The sequence below is a fragment of the Streptomyces xinghaiensis S187 genome, from assembly GCF_000220705.2.
Lineage (GTDB): Bacteria > Actinomycetota > Actinomycetes > Streptomycetales > Streptomycetaceae > Streptomyces > Streptomyces xinghaiensis.
Map to the genome: position 1 here is coordinate 5,269,935 of NZ_CP023202.1, position 17,167 is coordinate 5,287,101.

A 17,167-nucleotide genomic window follows, 5' to 3' on the forward strand; every position below is an offset into this window, starting at 1 on the left:
GTCAGTATGCGGCACCCCGCTGACGACCACACCGGCGCTCGCATCGCCGACTACCGCAAATTGCGTCACCTCACCCAAGAGGCGTTGGCTCAGAGGGCGTACCTCTCCCGCAGTTGCATCGCCAAGGTTGAACGGGGACTTGCGCCGGCCACTCCTGCTGTCGTGGCGGCCGTGGCCCGCGTGCTCCAGGTTGACGTCGCTGTCCTCAACGGCCAGCCGTACACCTCCGAAATGCAGCAGGATCACTTGGACTTGATGATCGCGCCGCTGTCCGACGCGCTGGATCTCTACGACCTCGGGCCCGACCCGGACATCACACCTCGCTCTGTCGCCGACATCGAGCTGGACGTCCGCGTCTTGTGTGAGAAAGCCTGTGCCACCGAGTACAGCGGTGTGGGGCAGCAACTCCCCGGCCTGCTTGGCGAGCTCACCACAGCCATCAGCCTTCTGCCCGAAGGCGAGGAACGGCGGCGCACCGCCGCAGCGTTGTCCTGGTGCTACTGGGTGGCCTACGAATTCGCCTACCGGCTCGGCTACCACCTGCTGGCGTCCATCGCGCTGGAGCGGATGGGGTGGACCGCTGAGCAGGCCCAGGACCCACTGCTCCTCGCGGTCCGTCTCAGCCGCCGCAGTGCCATGCTGCTGCGCCGTGGTGACAGCCGCATGTCGCTGCGCACGCTGGACCGCGCGCACCGACTCGTGGGCCAGCACGACGCCCCTGGCTCCGTGCCGGTCCTCGCGGTCTCCGGGAGTCTGCACTTGGCAGCGGCCATCGCCGCGGCTCAGGCCAAGGACCCGGACACTGTGGCAGGGCACATGGAGTTGGCGCGGCAGGTGGCGAAGGAGATTGGCCGCGACGTGCCCCAGGTGTACTGGGCCGCGTTCGGCGAGACCAACGTCCAGCATTTCGATGTGGCCACGCGGGTGGAACTCGGGCAACTCGGCGACGCGGTAAAGACCGCGCGGTCGCTGCGTTTCCCTGCCGAGCATCCGCGGATGCGGGTGGGCCGGTACTACATCGAGATGGCCCGGGCTTACACCGAGATGGGGCGGGTGGAGGCGGCGCAGCGGGCGCTGTGCCAGGCCCGAACAGTGGCACCGCAGCAGGCCCGCTATCACCCGCTGGTGCGGGAGACGATCGGCGCGCTGGTGCGTCGGCAGCGGCGGGCGGCGGAAGGGCTGACGTCACTCGCGGCGTGGGTCGGTATGTGACCGTACGACCGTAGTCAAGAGGTGTTTGTTCCCGTCTCATGAACAGCGGGCCCAGTCCGGCTCGGCACTGTTGTGACGTACCGTACGCGCCGCGTCACATGGAGTTCATCGTGCTGGACAAGCATCCCACCGTCGCGCTGGAGTGGATCCGCCGTGCGGGCGGCAGTCCCGGGCAGGCCGCTGTCGCCTGGCTGGCGGACGAGCTCGTCACGGTCCCGGTGGGGGTCGCCTGGGACGTCGTCCGGCTGCCGGCCGCCGAGGGGTGGCGGACCGTTCACATCCTGCAGAACCTCGGGGAGGTCGGCCCCGTCCTGCTCGGTCCGAAGGGCGTCGAGGTGATGGTGCCGGTGGGTGCCGCCCACGACTGGGACCTGCCCGGTGCGCGGGTGCTGGCCCGGGCCGAGCAGGTCGATGTGCCGCCCCCGCGCGTGGTCGCACCGAACACCCGGCACCGGCGCACGTGGATCGTCCCACCGACTGCCGAGCCCGCCGTGCTGACGGACGCCGATGCCCTGTACGGGGCTTACGCGGCGGCCCTCGCCACCGGAGGGTCCGCCCGGTGAGGCAGTGCGCACGGTGCGGTCACCTCGGTCAACTGGTGCGGGTCGGCGCGCGGGACGGTGCTGCCACCGGGGTTGTTGTCTACGCCTGTCCCGGCCACGTCGCGGAGTTACCGCCGCTCCCCGGAGCGGATCCGATCGGGCTGATCGAGTCGGTGGCGCGGGCCCGCCGGGGCCGGGATGCGGCCGGGCGGTGAGGCTGCGGTGGTGCGCGTGGCATGAGCTGCTCGCTCCGGACACCGTGCCGGTCCGGGGCGTCGAGGCAGGGCTGGGTGCCGGGTGCCGGTGGTACGCCTGCCGCCGCTGTGTCACCGAGCTGGGGCTGGTTCCGCTGAACGAGCGCGCTGAGTCCGGCTCGACTCACCCCGCTCCGGGCCTCCGCCTCACCCCCGCGGGTCGGAGGCCCGGGCCGGGTGGTCAGCGTGCCGAGAAGGAGTGCACCGTCTCCGAGCGGTAGGTCTCGCCGGGGCGGAGGACCGTGGACGGGAACGACGGCTGGTTCGGGGAGTCCGGGAAGTGCTGGGTCTCCAGGCAGAAGCCGTCGCCCTGGCGGTAGACCCGGCCGGAGGTGCCGGCGTAGGTGGCGTCCAGGAAGTTGCCGGTGTAGAGCTGCACGCCCGGCTCGGTGGTGGCGATCCGCATCGTGCGGCCGGAGCGCGGGTCGGTGACCGTCATCGCGTGGCGGGGGCGGGTGGTGATCCCCTTGTCCAGGACGTAGTTGTGGTCGATGCCCCGCCCGTACAGCACCTGCTCGTGCGCCTCGCGGATGTCCCGGCCGATCGGCTTCGCGCGCCGGAAGTCGAAGGGGGTGCCGGCCACGGGGAGAAGCTTGCCCGTGGGGATGAGCGTGGCGTCCACCGGGGTGATGCGGGCCGCGTCGAGCCACAGTTCGTGGTCCATGATCGTGCCGGTGCCCTCGCCGCCGAGGTTGAAGTAGGTGTGGTTGGTGAGGTTCACGACGGTGGGGGCGTCCGTGGTCGCCTCGTAGACGATGCGGAAGTCCCCGCGGGCGGTGAGGATGTAGTCCACCCGCACCCTCAACTCACCCGGGTAGCCCATCTCGCCGTCCGGGCTGACGCGGGTGAGCGTCAGGCCGGCGTCCCCGCCCCGGGTGAAGGGCTCGACGTCCCAGACCCGCTTGTCGAAGCCCCGGTCGCCGCCGTGCAGGCTGTTCTCCCCGTCGTTGAGCGGGAGTTGGTGGGTCTCGCCGTCGAGGGTGAAGCGGCCCCGGGCGATGCGGTTGCCGAAGCGGCCGATCAGCGCGCCGAAGAACGGGCTGTGCTCGGTGTACGAGGCGAGGTCCGCGAAGCCGAGGGAGACATTGGCCGTGCGGCCGTGCCGGTCGGGGATCTCCAGGGACTGGACGATCCCGCCGTACGACAGCACCCGCAGCCGCGTGCCGCCGCGGGCGAGGGTCCAGCGGTCGACCCGGGTGCCGTCCGGGAGGCTGCCGAAGCCCTCCCGGGTGGGGCGGCCCCGCCCCGCGGGCCCGGCTTCCCCCGAGTCCGGGGCCGCGGCCCCGCTCCCGACTCCGGCCCGGTCCCGGGCCTGCGCCGCGCCTGGTGTCGTCATGCCTGCCGCCAATCCTGCGGCCGCAGCCGCTATCACCGTGCGTCTCGATGTCATGCCGTGCCGATCCTCTCAAGGGGGACAAGGGGACAAACGGGCAGAGGGTGCCCGGCCCGGAGGCCGGCCGGGGCCGGCTACGAACCGACCCGGCGCTTGTTCCAGACGTCGAAGCCGACCGCCGCGAGCAGCACCAGGCCCTTGATGACCTGCTGGTAGTCCGAGCCGATGCCGACCAGGGACATACCGTTGTTGAGCACGCCGAGCACCAGGCCGCCGATGATGGCGCCGAGGACGGTGCCGACGCCGCCGGTGGCCGAGGCACCGCCGATGAAGGCGGCGGCGATGGCCTCCAGTTCGAAGTTGATACCGGCGTTGGGGGTGGCGGCGGTCAGCCGGGCCGCGTAGACGACCCCCGCCAGGGCCGCGAGGACCCCCATGTTCACGAAGACCAGGAAGGTGACGCGCTTGTCCTTGACGCCGGACAGCTTCGCCGCCGCCCGGTTGCCGCCGAGGGCGTAGACATGCCGGCCGATGATCGCGTTGCGCATCACGAAGCCGAGGGCCATCAGCAGGCCCACGAGGATCAGCAGCACGATCGGCGTGCCGTGGTAGCTGGCCAGCGTCAGCGTGAAGGCCACGACCGCCGCCACGAGGGCGGTGCACTTGGCGACGAACAGCCCCCAAGGGATGACGTCCAGCTCGTACCGCTCCTGCTGCCGGCGGTCGCTCCACTCCCGCCACAGCACGAAGACGACCACGCCGAGGCCGATCAGCAGCGTCGCGTTGTGGTAGTTGGTGTCCGGGCCCAGCTCCGGGATGAAGCCGTTGCCCAGGGACTGGAAGCCGTCCGGGAAGGGCCGTAGGGTCTGGCCCTCCAGCATGATCTGGGTGGCACCGCGGAACAGCAGCATCCCGGCGAGGGTGACGATGAAGGACGGGATGCCGATATAGGCGATCCAGAAGCCCTGCCAGGCCCCGGCCGCGGCGCCGATCAGCAGGCAGAGCACCAGCGCGAGCACCCACGGCATATCGTTCTTGATCATCATCACGCCCGCGGCGGAGCCGACGAAGGCGGCCAGCGAGCCGACGGAGAGATCGATGTGGCCCGCGATGATCACGATCATCATCCCGATGGCCAGGATCAGGATGTAACTGTTCTGCTGGACCAGGTTGGTGACGTTCTGCGGCTTCAGCAGGATGCCGTCCGTCCACACCTGGAACAGCACGACGATCAGCGCCAGCGCGAGCAGCATCCCGTACTGCCGCATATTGGCGCGCATCCCGCGCAGCAGCGCCGCGGCGAGGCCGGACCCGGCGCCGCCCCCGGCGCCCGGGCCGGAGCCCGGACCCGGCGCCGGTCCCTCGTCCTTGGTGGTGGTCGTGGTGCTCATCGGGTCCGTCCTCTGTCCATGGTCATGTGGCGCATCAGCACTTCCTGGGTGGCCTCCGCCCGGGGGATCTCCCCGGTCAGCCGGCCGGCGGCCATCGTGTAGATCCGGTCGCACATCCCGAGCAGCTCCGGCAGCTCGGAGGAGATGAAGACCACGGCCTTGCCCTGTGCGGCGAGATCGTTGATGACCGTGTAGATCTCGTACTTCGCCCCCACGTCGATGCCGCGGGTCGGTTCGTCGAGGATCAGCACCTCGGGGCCCGCGAAGATCCACTTGCTGAGGACGACCTTCTGCTGGTTGCCGCCGCTCAGCCGGTTCACGGTCTCGAACACCGTGGGGGTCTTGATGTTCATCGACGCCCGGAACCGCTCGGCGACCCGGGCCTCCTCGTGCTCGCTGACGACACCGCGCCGGGCGACCTTCGGCAGCGAGGCGATGGAGATGTTGCGGGTCACGTCGTCGCCGAGGTTGAGCCCGTAGGTCTTGCGGTCCTCGGTGACGTACGCGATGCCGTGGGCGACGGCCTCCGGCACGGTCCGCGTGGAGACCTCCTTCCCGTGGAGCAGCACCCGGCCCGCCGCGTGCCGCCCGTAGCTGCGCCCGAAGACGCTCATCGCCAGCTCGGTGCGGCCCGCGCCCATCAGCCCGGCGATGCCGACGATCTCGCCGCGCCGCACCTCCAGGGACACCCCGTCGACGACCTTCCGCTGCTGGTCGATGGGGTGGTGCACGGTCCAGTCCGCGATCCGCATCGCCGTCTCCCCGGCGCCCGGGCCCGTGTAGTGGGTGCGTTCCGGGAAGCGGTGGTCCAGATCGCGGCCGACCATGCCGCGGATGATCCGCTCCTCGGAGACGGCCGGTTCCGCGTCGGGCGTCTCCCGGACGGCGAGGGTCTCGATGGTCCGGCCGTCCCGCAGGACGGTGACGGAGTCCGCCACCCGCCGGATCTCGTTCAGCTTGTGCGAGATGAGGATGCAGGAGATGCCCTGCGCCTTGAACTCCAGCAGCAGATCGAGGAGTTTGGCGCTGTCCGCGTCGTTGAGGGCGGCGGTGGGCTCGTCGAGGATGAGGAGCTTCACCTCCTTGGCCAGCGCCTTGGCGATCTCCACCAGCTGCTGCTTTCCGACGCCGATGTCGGCGATCCGGGTGTGCGGCGAGTCGGCGAGCCCGACGCGCCGCAGCAGCCTGCGGGCGTGACCCAGGGTGTCGTTCCAGTTGATCACCCCGCGGGTGGCGTGCTCGTTGCCGAGGAAGATGTTCTCCGCGATGGAGAGATAGGGGACGAGGGCGAGTTCCTGGTGGATGATGACGATCCCGCGCCGCTCGCTGGCCCGGATGTCCCTGAACGCGCAGGGCTCGCCGCGGAAGACGATCTCGCCCTCGTAACTGCCGTGCGGGTGGACCCCGCTGAGGACCTTCATCAGGGTGGACTTGCCGGCGCCGTTCTCCCCGCAGATCGCGTGGATCTCGCCGTCGCGCACGGTGAGCTCGACGCCGGACAGGGCCTTGACACCGGGGAAGGTCTTGGTGATGGAGCGCATCTCGAGCACGGGGTGCCCGGGCGGCGCCGCCCCCGGGCCGCCCGTCGTGCCGGTGGCCGCTTTCATGGTGACCGCCGCCCCTTACTTCAGCTCGGAGGCTTTGTAGTAGCCCTCGTCGATGAGGAGCTGGGTGTTGGACTTGTCGATGCTCACCGGCTGGAGGAGATAGGCCGGCACGACCTTCTTGCCGTTGTCGTAGGTCTTGGTGTCGTTGACCTCCGGCTCGCCGCCGGTCAGCATCGCGTGGCCCATCTGGACGGTGGCCTTGGCCAGCTTCCGGGTGTCCTTGTAGATGGTCTGGGTCTGCTCACCCGCCATGATCGACTTCACGGAGGCCTTCTCGGCGTCCTGCCCGGTGATCACCGGGTACGGCTTGTCCTTGCTGCCGTAGCCCACGCTCTTGAGGGCGGAGAGGATGCCGATGGAGATCCCGTCGTACGGGGAGAGCACGGCGTCCAGCTCGGCCGAGGTGTAGGACTTGCTCAGCAGGTCGTCCATCCGGCGCTGCGCCGTGCCGCCGTCCCAGCGGAGCGTGGTGACCTGGTTCAGCTTGGTCTGCTTGGAGCGGACGACCAGCTTCTTGTCGTCGATGTACGGCTTCAGGACGCTCATCGCGCCGTTGAAGAAGAAGCGGGTGTTGTTGTCGTCGGGGGAGCCGGCGAACAGTTCGATGGTGAAGGGGCCCTTCTCGCCGCCCTCCTCCTTCAGCCCGAGCTTGTCGGCGATGTAGGTGCCCTGCTGCACGCCGACCTTGAAGTTGTCGAACGTGGCGTAGTAGTCGACGTGTTCGGTGCCCATCAGCAGCCGGTCGTAGGCGATGACGGGGATGTTCGCCTCGGCCGCCCGGTCCAGCACATTGGTGAGCGCCGCGCTGTCGATCGCCGCGACGACCAGCAGCTCGTGACCCTTGGCGATCATGTTCTCGATCTGGGCGACCTGCTCGTCGACGTCGTCGTTGCCGTACTGGAGGTCGGTCTTGTAGCCCTTGGCCCGGAACTGCTCGGCCATGTTCCGGCCGTCGGCTATCCAGCGCTCGGACGACTTGGTGGGCATGGCCAGGCCGATGGTGCCGCCCTTGGCGTCCTTCTTGCCGTCGTCGTCGACGCCGGTGGAGTCCTGGCCGCAGGCGCCGAGCGCCGAGGTGAGGAGAAGCGCCGCCGTCGCGGCGCCGAGACCTCTGGTGATGCGCATGGTGGTGGTTCCTTTCGTGGTGGGGCGGGTCGGGGCGGGCCGGTCAGGAGACCGGGCCGGCGGGGAAGCGCGGCAGTTCTCCGGGGAGGCGCGAGCCGAGGGGGGACATGCCGCCGTCCGCCCCGTGCCGCGCCAGCAGGTCCAGGACGAGCCGGCCGCGGCGCACCCGTTCCCGCGCGGTGTCGAGGGTGACGTCGCGCAGGTGCGCCCCGTAGGGGTAGATGCCGGGCGCCTTGCTCAGCCCGAACTTGAGGTAGACGGGGGCGCCGCGGCGGATCAGCTCCCCGGTGTCGTACATCCGGACGTAGCCGCCGAGGTCGTCCGGGGCCTCGATGTAGAGGTCCATCGGCGCCCGGCCGGCCCGGCGTATCTCGGTGAGCTGGTCGAAGGAGAGATCCGAGGGGATGTTGATGGAGTCGGCGCCGAGCCGCTCCCACACCGCGTACGAGGCCGGGTTCACCGGGCCGACGAGCGCGGAGACCTTGAAGGTGGTGCCGGCCGGCAGGACACCCCGCTCCCGCAGCCGGTGCAGCGTCCACAGCACGCCCTCGTCGGCGACGAGCAGGCAGCGCACGCCGAGTTCGGTGGCGCGGACGGCGTCCTCCACGCAGCCCGCGAGCCCGTCGTGGCCGCGGGCCCGCAGGCCGCCGCCGCGTGAGTCGGTGCGGGTGGCGGCGCCGATGTCCCAGGTGCCGCGCGGGCCGGTGAACAGGCAGAGTTCGATGTCCCGTTCGGCGCAGGCGCCGGTCATCTCGGTGATCTCGTCGTCGGTGAGCATCCAGATGCCGCTGCCCTGGCTGATCCGGTGGATCGGTACGTCCAGCCGGGACGATTCCTTGAGGACGGTCGCCAGCGCCTCGGGGCCCTCCACCGACGGCACCTCGGTGCGCCAGGTGCCGCCGTCGGGGAAGGAGTGCGGGGAGGCGTCGGCCGGGTCGTCGGCGGGGACGGGCTCGCCGATCAGGGCGAGGGCGGCCGAGCCCGGGCGGCGCGGCGCGGGATGGGTGCTGTCGGACACGGGACTCCTCTGTTCTGCATGACGAATGGTGTTCGGGCGGCCGGCCGTCCGGACGGCCCGGGCCGGGACACCACCGGTGGGGAGCCGGGGTGCCGGGGACCGGCCGGAGGGTGTCCGGGGCAGTCGCCGGGGGCGTACGGCGGATCGGGGCGGGGGTGACGGGACCGGGCCGGGCCGCGGGATCAGGGGCGCAGCAGCACCTTTCCGGCGCCGGGATCACCGCCGCCGACGAGCGCGACGGCGTCGGCGTACTCCTCCCATGCCAGCTCGTGGGTGACCAGCGGTGCCGGGTTCAGCAGCCCCGTCCCGAAGGCCCGCACGGCGTACGCCCAGGCCGCCGGCGGGGCACCGAAGACGGTGTGCACGGTGATCTGGCGCATCGCCAGGCCGAGCGGGTCGATCCCCTCGGCGCCCGCCCCGGGCAGCCCGGTGAGCACCACCCGGCCGCCGCCCCGCGCCAGGGAGACCGCGCAGACCGCGCTGCGCGGCGCGCCCGCGGTCTCCACCACCAGGTCGTACCGGCCGGTGAGCGCGGTGAGTTCGTCCGGCGGGCGGACCTCGGTGGCGCCGAAGGGCACCGCCTGCTCGGCCCGGCCCGTACGGGGCTCCACGACCAGCAGTTCGGCGGGGGAAGTGGCGGCCAGGAACTGGACGGCCAGCAGACCGAGGGTGCCCGCGCCGACGACGGCGATCCGCTCGGCGGGCCGTGCCGCCGCCGTCAGCGCCGCGGCGGCGGCCACGGCGGCCGGCTCCAGCAGCGCCGCGGCCCGCAGGTCGGCGTCCGGGGCGAGGACGTGCAGCAGCCGGGCGGGCAGGGTGAGGGTGTCGGCGAAGGCGCCGGGCCGGGTGAAGCCCGTCTCGTCGTAGCCGCCGGTGCACAGGGAGGTCTCGCCGGCCCGGCAGCGTTCGCAGGCCTGGCAGTTGCGGAAGCCCTCGCCGACGGTCTTCCGGCCCACCAGCCCCGGGTCGACGCCCTCGCCGACCGCCTCCACCGTCCCCGACCACTCGTGGCCGGGGGTGACGGGGTAGCGGACGTAGCCGGGCGCGCGGGTGCCCTCGTACAGCTCGCGGTCGCTGCCGCACACCCCCGCCGCGTACACCCGGACGAGGGCCTCGCCGGGGCCGGGCGGCGCGGGCTCCGCCGGGACGATCCGGTGGGCGCCGGGCCGCTCCAGGAGGACGGCGCGCCCGCCGCCCGTCATGACCGGCCCCCGGTGGGGTCGCGCTTCTCCCAGCCCTCGGCCCACAGGTCGAAGTGGGCGCGCTGCTGCGGGAACTCGGCCGCCGCGTCGGGGTCGAACTCGACACCGAGGCCGGGGGCGTCCGGCAGGGTGAAGTAGCCGTCCACGACCTCGGGGGCGCCCTTCACGACCTTCTTGATCTCGGCGTCCGCGAAGTCGTTGAAGTGCTCCAGGATCTTGAAGTTGGGGGTGCAGCCCGCGAGCTGGAGGGAGGCGGCGGTGAGCACCGAGCCGCCCACGTTGTGCGGGGCGATCAGGACGTAGTGCGTCTCGGCGGTGGCGGCCAGCTTCCGGGTCTCCAGGATGCCGCCGAGGTGCCCGACGTCCGGCTGGATGATGTCGGCGGCCTGCGACTCGAAGAGCTCGCGGAACTCGATGCGGTCGTGGATGCGTTCACCGGTCGCGATGGGCAACGTTGTCTTCGCCGCCATCTTGGCGAGCGCCTTGAGGTTCTCCGGCGGCACCGGCTCCTCCAGCCAGGAGGGGTGGAACCGCTCCAGCTCCTTCGCCAGCCGGGAGGCCGTCGCCGGGCTGAACCGCCCGTGCATCTCGACCAGCAGCTCGGCCTCCGGGCCGATCGCGTCCCGTACGGCCTCGACGAGGGCGAGGGAGTGCAGGGTCTCGGTGTGGTCGAGCTCGAAGTGGCCGGTTCCGAACGGGTCCAGCTTCAGCGCCCGGTAGCCGCGGTCGACGACCCGGCGGGCGGCGGCGTGGAAGGCGTCGGGGGTGCGCTCGACGGTGTACCAGCCGTTCGCGTAAGCCTTCACCCGGTCGGTGACGCGGCCGCCGAGGAGCTGCCAGACCGGCACGCCCAGCGCCTTGCCCTTGATGTCCCAGCAGGCCATCTCCACGCAGGCGATGCCGGACATGACGATCTCCCCGGCCCGCCCGTAGTCGCCGTACTTCATCCGGCGGACGAGGTCCTCGATCGCGAACGGGTCGGCGCCGGCGAGGTGGTTGACCTCCGCCTCGCGGAGGTAGCCGACCAGCGCGTCGGTCCGGCCGAGCATCCGGGTCTCGCCGACGCCGGTGATGCCCTCGTCGGTGTGGACGAGGACATAGGTCAGATTGCGCCACGGAGTTCCGACGACATGGGTGGTGATGCCGGTGATGCGCAAGGCCACTGCCCTTCCGGTGTTCGATATTTCGTCACACGTTCGAAATCCTGGCGTGACGGTAATGACGTGCCGGGAGCAGTGTCAATGGTCGTGCACCCGCGTCCTTCCCCGAACCGGGTGACGGCACCCCGGGCCGGGGGAGAAGGGCCGGTTTCCGTGGCCGGAGGGGCAAAGCCCGAGGCCCGGTGGACGGCGGCGGCGACCGGATCCGGCCAGGGGGCGGCGGGGCCGGGGGCGGGCCGGCGGGAAGGGCCGGGCCGGGGGGCCCGCCGCCTCCCCCGCCCCATGTCCCCTGCCGCGCACGGCTGTTCGCCGTCGCCGCCGGTGGGGCGCGGATACACCCCCTCGGGCGTCCGCGGCCGGGGAACGCGGGACCGCCCCCGAGGGTGAAGCTTCCGTGATATCCGGCCCGGACCGACGGTACGTCACCCCCCGGTCCCCGGCGCACGGTAGCTTTTCCCCGGGGGCCGCATGCGCCGCGCCCCCGTGGCGGGTTCCCGGTCCCCCGATCGGGTCAGGGCGTCACCCGGCATCCGTACGTTCACGGCACGTCACATAGTGTCCCTTTTGCAGAGGATCGCTCCCGATGATGTTTACTGTTGGTAATCTCGGGGCCTGGTGCGGAAGTGATCTCTGGGGCAGACTGTCAAGTGCTGTTCCGGACGAGATCGGTACGGGCGCGAGTCCGCTGGGGAAGGCCCACCTCGTCCCACACTGGAGGTCCCGGTGACGACACGTGGAGTTCTCTACGTCCACTCCGCCCCCCGCGCGCTCTGCCCGCACGTCGAGTGGGCGGTCGCGGGCGTCCTCGGCGTGCGCGTCAGCCTGGACTGGATCAGACAGCCCGCCGAACCGGGCACCTGGCGTGCGGAGTTCTCCTGGCAGGGCGAGCACGGCACCGCCTCCAAGCTGGCCTCGGCGCTGCGCGGCTGGCATCTGCTGCGCTTCGAGGTGACCGCGGAGCCCTGCCCCGGCGCCGAGGGCGAGCGCTACAGTTCCACCCCCGAGCTCGGCATCTTCCACGCCGTCACCGGAATCCACGGCGACATCCTGATCCCCGAGGACCGGCTGCGCGCGGCCCTGGCCCGCTCCGCCCGCGGCGAGACCGTCCTGGAGGCGGAGATCGCCAAGCTCCTCGGCAAGCCCTGGGACGACGAACTCGAACCCTTCCGCTACGCCGGCGAGGGCGCCCCGGTCCGCTGGCTGCACCAGGTCGTCTGAACCCCGGCGGGACCCCGAACGCACGCGACGAGGGGCCCGCCCGGAATCACCCGGGCGAGCCCCTCCGCGTTACCGCGGTGCGTCAGACCGTACGGAAGGCCAGGACGACGTTGTGGCCGCCGAAGCCGAACGAGTTGTTCAGCGCCGCGATCGTCCCCTCGGGCAGCGGGCGGGCCTTGTCGCGCACGACGTCGGCGTCCACCTCGGGATCGAGGTTCTCGATGTTGATGGTCGGCGGGGCCGTCCGGTGGTACAGCGCCAGCACGGTGGCCACGGTCTCCACACCGCCCGCGCCGCCCAGCAGGTGGCCGGTCATCGACTTGGTGGCGGAGACCGCCATGTGGTCGACGTCGTCCGCGAAGACCTTCCGCAGCGCCTTGATCTCCGCGACATCGCCCTGCGGGGTGGACGTCGCGTGCGCGTTGATGTGCGCGACCTCGGACGCCTTGAGATCGGTGGAGTCCAGCAGGTTCCGCAGGGCGTCCGCGATGCCGCGGCCCTCCGGCTCGGGCTGGGTGATGTGGTGGCCGTCGGCCGAGATGCCCTGGCCGAGGACCTCGCAGTAGACCGTGGCGTTCCGCGCGGCGGCGTGCTCCGCGGACTCCAGGACGACGACGCCGGCGCCCTCGCCGAGCACGAAGCCGTTGCGGCTCGCGTCGTACGGGCGGGAGGCGCCCTCGGGGTCGTCGTTGTCCTTCGACATCGCCATCATGTTGCCGAAGGCCGCGATCGGCAGCGGGTGGATGGCGGCCTCGGTGCCGCCCGCGACGACCACGTCGGCACGGCCGGTGCGGATCATCTCCACCGCGTAGCCGATCGCCTCGGCGCCGGAGGCGCAGGCGCTGACCGGGGTGTGCACGCCGGCGCGGGCGCCCACCTCCAGACCCACGTTGGCCGACGGGCTGTTCGGCATGAGCATGGGCACGGTGTGCGGAGAGACGCGGCGTACGCCCTTCTCCTTGAGCACGTCGTACTGGTCGAGCAGGGTGGTCACGCCGCCGATGCCGGAGGCGATGACGGCGCCCAGCCGCTCCGGGCGGACGGCGCCGGCGTTCTCCTCCGAGCCGGCCGCGCCGGCGAAACCGGCGTCGGCCCAGGCCTCACGGGCGGCGATCAGCGCGAACTGGGCCGAGCGGTCCAGCTTGCGCGCCACCGGCCGGGGCAGCACCTCGGAGGGGTCCACGGCCGCCGAGGCGGCGATGCGGACGGGGAGGTCGGCGAAGCGCTCGCCCTCCAGGGCCGCCACACCGGAGCGTCCGGCGATCAGGCCCTCCCAGGTCGAAGCGCTGTCGCCACCCAGCGGTGTGGTTGCTCCGATACCGGTGACGACCACGGTGCGATTGGTCGAGTTCACAGGAATGTTCTCCACGAGTAGAGGGGTGCGGTACCGCCACCGCCGGGGTGGCGACGAACGCTCGGCTCAGGCCTGGTGCTTGAGGATGTAGTCCGCGGCGTCGCCGACGGTCTTCAGGTTCTTGACGTCGTCGTCCGGAATCTTGACGTCGAAGCGCTCCTCGGCGGCGACGACGACCTCGACCATGGACAGCGAGTCGACGTCCAGGTCGTCGGTGAAGGACTTGTCCAGCTGGACGTCCTCGGTGGGGATACCGGCGATCTCGTTGACGATCTCCGCGAGACCGGCGACGATCTCTTCCTGCGTGGCGGCCATGATGGCGCTCTCCATTCGATGTGTTTCGGTGGTGCTTTCCGGATGAAAACAGGACGCGTGGTGACCGGCTGCCCGTAACCGCGCGTTTCGTGCCTAGGGGAGAGTAACGACCGTGGCGGCGTAGACGAGACCCGCCCCGAAGCCGATGACGAGCGCGGTGTCACCGCTCTTCGCCTGCCCCGTCGCCAGCAGCCGCTCCATCGCGAGCGGAATCGACGCTGCCGAGGTGTTGCCGGTGGTCTCGATGTCACGGGCGACCGTGACGTGCTCCGGCAGCTTGAGGGTCTTCACCATCGAGTCGATGATCCGCATATTGGCCTGGTGCGGGATGAAGACGTCCAGGTCGGCCGGGGTGATCCCGGCCGCTTCCAGAGCCTGCTGGGCCACCTTCGCCATCTCGAACACCGCCCACCGGAAGACCGCCTGGCCCTCCTGGGTGATGGCGGGGTAGCGGATGTCGGAGACGTCCGTCCGGCCGCGGTAGGCGTCCCAGGGCACGGTCTGCTTGATGGTCTCGGACTTGTCGCCCTCGGAACCCCAGACGCTCGGGCCGATCCCCGGCTCCTCGGACGGGCCGACGACCACGGCGCCCGCGCCGTCGCCGAACAGGAAGGCCGTGGCGCGGTCCTCCAGGTCGGTGAGGTCCGACAGCCGCTCCACGCCGATGACGAGGACGTATTCCGCGCTGCCCTCGGTGACCATCCCCTTGGCGAGGGTCAGGCCGTAACCGAAGCCCGCGCAGCCCGCGTTGACGTCGAACGCGGCGGGCCGGCCCGCGCCGATCCGGTGGGCGATCTCGGTGGCGACGGCCGGGGTCTGCTTGAAGTGCGAGACGGTGGCGACGATGACCCCGCCGATCTGCTCCGGGCCGATCCCGGCCGAGGCGATGGCCTTGCCCGCCGCCTCCACCGACATCACCGCGACGGTCTCCTCGGGCCCCGCCCAGTGCCGGGTGCTGATGCCCGAACGGGAGCGGATCCACTCGTCGGAGGAGTCGATGTGCTGCAGGATCTCCTCGTTCGGCACCACCCGCGTCGGGCGGTAGCCGCCGACGCCGAGGATGCGCGCGTACGGGGCACCCCGGCTCGGCTTGATCTTCGCGGTCATGGTTCTTCGGCTCCTATTCCGCGGCAGAGCGGGCGGGCGCCGCGTGCTCGGCGATGAGCTCGCGGGCGGCGTCGAGGTCGGCCGGGCTCTTCAGCGCCAGGGTCTTCACCCCGGGCAGCGCCCGCTTCGCCAGCCCGGTGAGGGTGCCGGCGGGAGAGACCTCGAGCAGCGCGGTGACGCCCAGCTCCTGGAACGTCTCCATGCACAGATCCCAGCGGACCGGGTTGGAGACCTGGTTGACCAGGCGCTCCACGGCGTCCGGGCCGGACGCGACGGCCCGGCCGTCCTTGTTCGAGAGGTAGGGAACGCGCGGGTCGGAGACGGTCAGGTCCTTGACCGCGGCCTCCAGCTTCGCGACCGCCGGCGCCATGTGGCGGGTGTGGAACGCGCCGGCCACCTTGAGCGGCATGACGCGGGCCTTCTCCGGCTTCTCCGCGGAGAGCGCGGCGAGTTGCTCCGCGGTGCCCGCGGCGACGATCTGCCCGGCGCCGTTGATGTTGGCCGGGGTCAGTCCGAGCTTCTCCAGATGCGCCAGCACCTGTTCCGGGTCGCCGCCGAGCACGGCGGACATCCCGGTCTCGGTGACGGCGGCGGCCTCGGCCATGGCCAGACCGCGCTTCCGCACCAGGGCGACGGCGTCCTCGTCGCTCAGCACTCCGGAGAGCGCGGCGGCGGTCAGCTCACCGACGCTGTGGCCCGCGACGGCGCCGACCCGGGCCGGGATCTCCGCCCGGGGGTCGTCGAAGAGCGCGTACGCGGAGACCAGCCCGGCGGCCACCAGCAGCGGCTGGGCCACCGCGGTGTCACGGATGGTCTCGGCGTCGGCCTCGGTCCCGTAGTGCACCAGGTCCAGGCCGGAGACGGCCGACCACTCCGCCAGGCGTCCGGAGACGCCGGGGAGGTCGAGCCAGGGGGTCAGGAAGCCGGGCGTCTGAGCGCCTTGGCCGGGAGCGACGAGTACGAGCACTCTCACACTCTCTCGTGACGGTGGTCCCCGCCGCCCGTGGGGACAGGGACCAAGAACGGACAGGGGAATTGTCGGTATCCGACAAAGGGCTAGTGCGGTGATCCCGCGTCGGCGAGACGGCCCAGGATGAGCGCGATGCGCAGGGTGAACGCGGAGCGGACATCGGAGGGCGACCAGCCGGTGACATCCGTCACACGTCGGAGCCGGTAGCGCACGGTGTTGGGGTGGACGAAGAGCATCCGCGCGGCGCCCTCCAGACTGCTGGCCTGCTCCAGATAGACGCTCAGCGTTTCCAGCAGCGCCGACCCGGCTTCCTCCAGCGGTCTGTAGATCTCCTCCACCAACTGCCGCCGGGCGGCGGCGTCCCCGGCCATCGCGCGCTCCGGCAGCACATCGTCCGCGAGGACGGGCCGCGGGGCATCCGGCCAGGCCGCGCACGCCCGCAGACCGGCCGCCGCGGCCGCCGCCGAGCGCGTCGCGGAGAGCAGATCGCCGACGACGGGACCGGCGACCACCGGGCCCGCCGCGAACGGCCCGATCAGATCCCGCGCGGTGCGCAGCGGATCCGCGCTGCCGCCGGCGACGACCACCAGCCGGCTGCCCAGCACCCCGGTCAGCACCTGGAGCTTCGCGTGCCGCGCGGCCCGCCGGATCGCCTCCACGGTCAGCTCGCTGTCGCCGTCGGGCGCCGTGCCCAGCACGACGCAGACGTGTTCAGGGGAGTTCCAGCCCAGCGCGGCGGCCCGGGACAGCGCGCCCTCGTCCGCCTCGCCGGAGAGCACCGCGTTGACGACCAGCGACTCCAGCCGGGCGTCCCACGCCCCGCGCGCCTCCGCGGCCTGGGCGTACACCTGGGCGGTGGCGAAGGCGATCTCGCGGGCGTAGACGAGCAGGGCCTCGCGCAGGGCGTTCTCGTCGCCCGGGGCGGCGACCTCGTCGATCGCCGACTCCATGACCTCGATCGTGGTGCGCACCATCTCCACGGTCTGCCGCAGCGTGATGGCCCGGGTCAGCTCGCGCGGCGCGGTGCCGAAGACGTCCGTGCTGATGGCCTGGGGTGCCTCGGGGTGCCGGAACCACTCGGTGAAGGCCGCGATACCGGCCTGCGCGACCAGACCGATCCAGGACCGGTTCTCCGGCGGCATCGCGCGGTACCACGGCAGCGTCTCGTCCATGCGGGCGATCGCGTCCGCGGCGAGGGAGCCGGAGGACTTCTCCAGCCGGAGGAGTGTCGCGGCGTGCGGATGGCGGGCGGGGGCGTCGGAAGGTCCGGTCTCAGGTTCAGGCACGGAACCAGCCTGCCTCATCGTGCGGCCGTTCGGGGCCGGGGGTCCGGAGAGCGGGACCGGGGGGCGTGCCCGG

At 71.7% G+C, this 17,167-nt stretch carries 15 protein-coding genes; 3 read left to right on the forward strand and 12 right to left on the reverse strand.

The genetic code is table 11. The annotated features are described in order from the left end of the window. Positions 1 to 6: 6 nt before the first annotated feature. Together SXIN_RS22440 and SXIN_RS22445 are read left to right on the forward strand one after the other, a co-directional pair. Positions 7 to 1,212 (forward strand): helix-turn-helix domain-containing protein, encoded by a 1,206-nt coding sequence (locus SXIN_RS22440; RefSeq protein ID WP_019709203.1) that lies wholly within the window; start codon positions 7 to 9, stop codon positions 1,210 to 1,212. Between the two features lie 110 nt (positions 1,213 to 1,322). After that, entirely contained in the window at positions 1,323 to 1,775 is a 453-nt protein-coding gene (locus tag SXIN_RS22445; protein ID WP_238153834.1) for a hypothetical protein, read from the forward strand. Positions 1,776 to 2,189: 414 nt separating this feature from the next. Here SXIN_RS22445 and SXIN_RS22450 read toward each other — a convergent pair whose 3' ends face one another. From SXIN_RS22450 to SXIN_RS22480, 7 genes are all read right to left on the reverse strand, one after another. Then, on the reverse strand, positions 2,190 to 3,344 hold the full coding sequence (locus tag SXIN_RS22450; RefSeq protein ID WP_238153835.1) for an aldose epimerase family protein: 1,155 nt from the start codon (positions 3,342 to 3,344) through the stop codon (positions 2,190 to 2,192). A 131-nt stretch (positions 3,345 to 3,475) separates the two neighbouring features. Beyond that, positions 3,476 to 4,732, reverse strand: a complete 1,257-nt coding sequence (mmsB, locus tag SXIN_RS22455; protein ID WP_095757431.1) for a multiple monosaccharide ABC transporter permease — start codon at positions 4,730 to 4,732, stop codon at positions 3,476 to 3,478. Further along, on the reverse strand, positions 4,729 to 6,339 hold the full coding sequence (gene mmsA / locus SXIN_RS22460) for a multiple monosaccharide ABC transporter ATP-binding protein (RefSeq protein WP_019709207.1): 1,611 nt from the start codon (positions 6,337 to 6,339) through the stop codon (positions 4,729 to 4,731). The genes mmsB and mmsA overlap by 4 nt, the downstream gene beginning before the upstream one ends. Before the next feature lie 15 nt (positions 6,340 to 6,354). Then, the gene (chvE, locus tag SXIN_RS22465) at positions 6,355 to 7,464 is read right to left on the reverse strand and encodes a multiple monosaccharide ABC transporter substrate-binding protein (protein ID WP_019709208.1); all 1,110 of its coding nucleotides are present in this window, start codon (positions 7,462 to 7,464) and stop codon (positions 6,355 to 6,357) included. Positions 7,465 to 7,507: 43 nt separating this feature from the next. Then, positions 7,508 to 8,482: a hypothetical protein gene (locus SXIN_RS22470; protein WP_019709209.1), complete on the reverse strand. Its 975-nt coding sequence runs from the start codon at positions 8,480 to 8,482 to the stop codon at positions 7,508 to 7,510. A gap of 182 nt (positions 8,483 to 8,664) precedes the next feature. After that, entirely contained in the window at positions 8,665 to 9,684 is a 1,020-nt protein-coding gene (locus tag SXIN_RS22475) for a zinc-dependent alcohol dehydrogenase (protein ID WP_095757432.1), read from the reverse strand. Continuing rightward, complete coding sequence (locus SXIN_RS22480) at positions 9,681 to 10,841, reverse strand: mandelate racemase/muconate lactonizing enzyme family protein (protein ID WP_039821433.1); 1,161 nt, start codon at positions 10,839 to 10,841, stop codon at positions 9,681 to 9,683. Before SXIN_RS22480 ends, SXIN_RS22475 begins: the two co-directional genes overlap by 4 nt. 726 nt (positions 10,842 to 11,567) lie before the next feature. Between SXIN_RS22480 and SXIN_RS22485 the strand changes: the two genes are divergently transcribed. Further along, positions 11,568 to 12,062 carry a DUF3145 domain-containing protein gene (locus SXIN_RS22485; RefSeq protein ID WP_019709212.1) on the forward strand — a complete coding sequence of 165 codons (495 nt, stop codon included), beginning with the start codon at positions 11,568 to 11,570 and terminating at the stop codon, positions 12,060 to 12,062. An 82-nt stretch (positions 12,063 to 12,144) separates the two neighbouring features. On the opposite strand, the gene SXIN_RS22490 is transcribed toward SXIN_RS22485, so the two are convergent. The 5 genes from SXIN_RS22490 to SXIN_RS22510 form a co-directional block, all read right to left on the reverse strand. Beyond that, positions 12,145 to 13,416: a beta-ketoacyl-[acyl-carrier-protein] synthase family protein gene (locus SXIN_RS22490; RefSeq protein WP_019709213.1), complete on the reverse strand. Its 1,272-nt coding sequence runs from the start codon at positions 13,414 to 13,416 to the stop codon at positions 12,145 to 12,147. A 66-nt stretch (positions 13,417 to 13,482) separates the two neighbouring features. Beyond that, positions 13,483 to 13,731 (reverse strand): acyl carrier protein, encoded by a 249-nt coding sequence (locus SXIN_RS22495; RefSeq protein ID WP_030545387.1) that lies wholly within the window; start codon positions 13,729 to 13,731, stop codon positions 13,483 to 13,485. A 93-nt stretch (positions 13,732 to 13,824) separates the two neighbouring features. After that, positions 13,825 to 14,838 (reverse strand): ketoacyl-ACP synthase III, encoded by a 1,014-nt coding sequence (locus SXIN_RS22500; RefSeq protein ID WP_019709215.1) that lies wholly within the window; start codon positions 14,836 to 14,838, stop codon positions 13,825 to 13,827. Between the two features lie 13 nt (positions 14,839 to 14,851). Further along, positions 14,852 to 15,805, reverse strand: coding sequence for an ACP S-malonyltransferase (locus SXIN_RS22505; protein ID WP_019709216.1), 954 nt, complete (start codon positions 15,803 to 15,805; stop codon positions 14,852 to 14,854). A gap of 89 nt (positions 15,806 to 15,894) precedes the next feature. Continuing rightward, complete coding sequence (locus SXIN_RS22510; protein WP_095757433.1) at positions 15,895 to 17,094, reverse strand: PucR family transcriptional regulator; 1,200 nt, start codon at positions 17,092 to 17,094, stop codon at positions 15,895 to 15,897. Between the last annotated feature and the right edge of the window lie 73 nt (positions 17,095 to 17,167).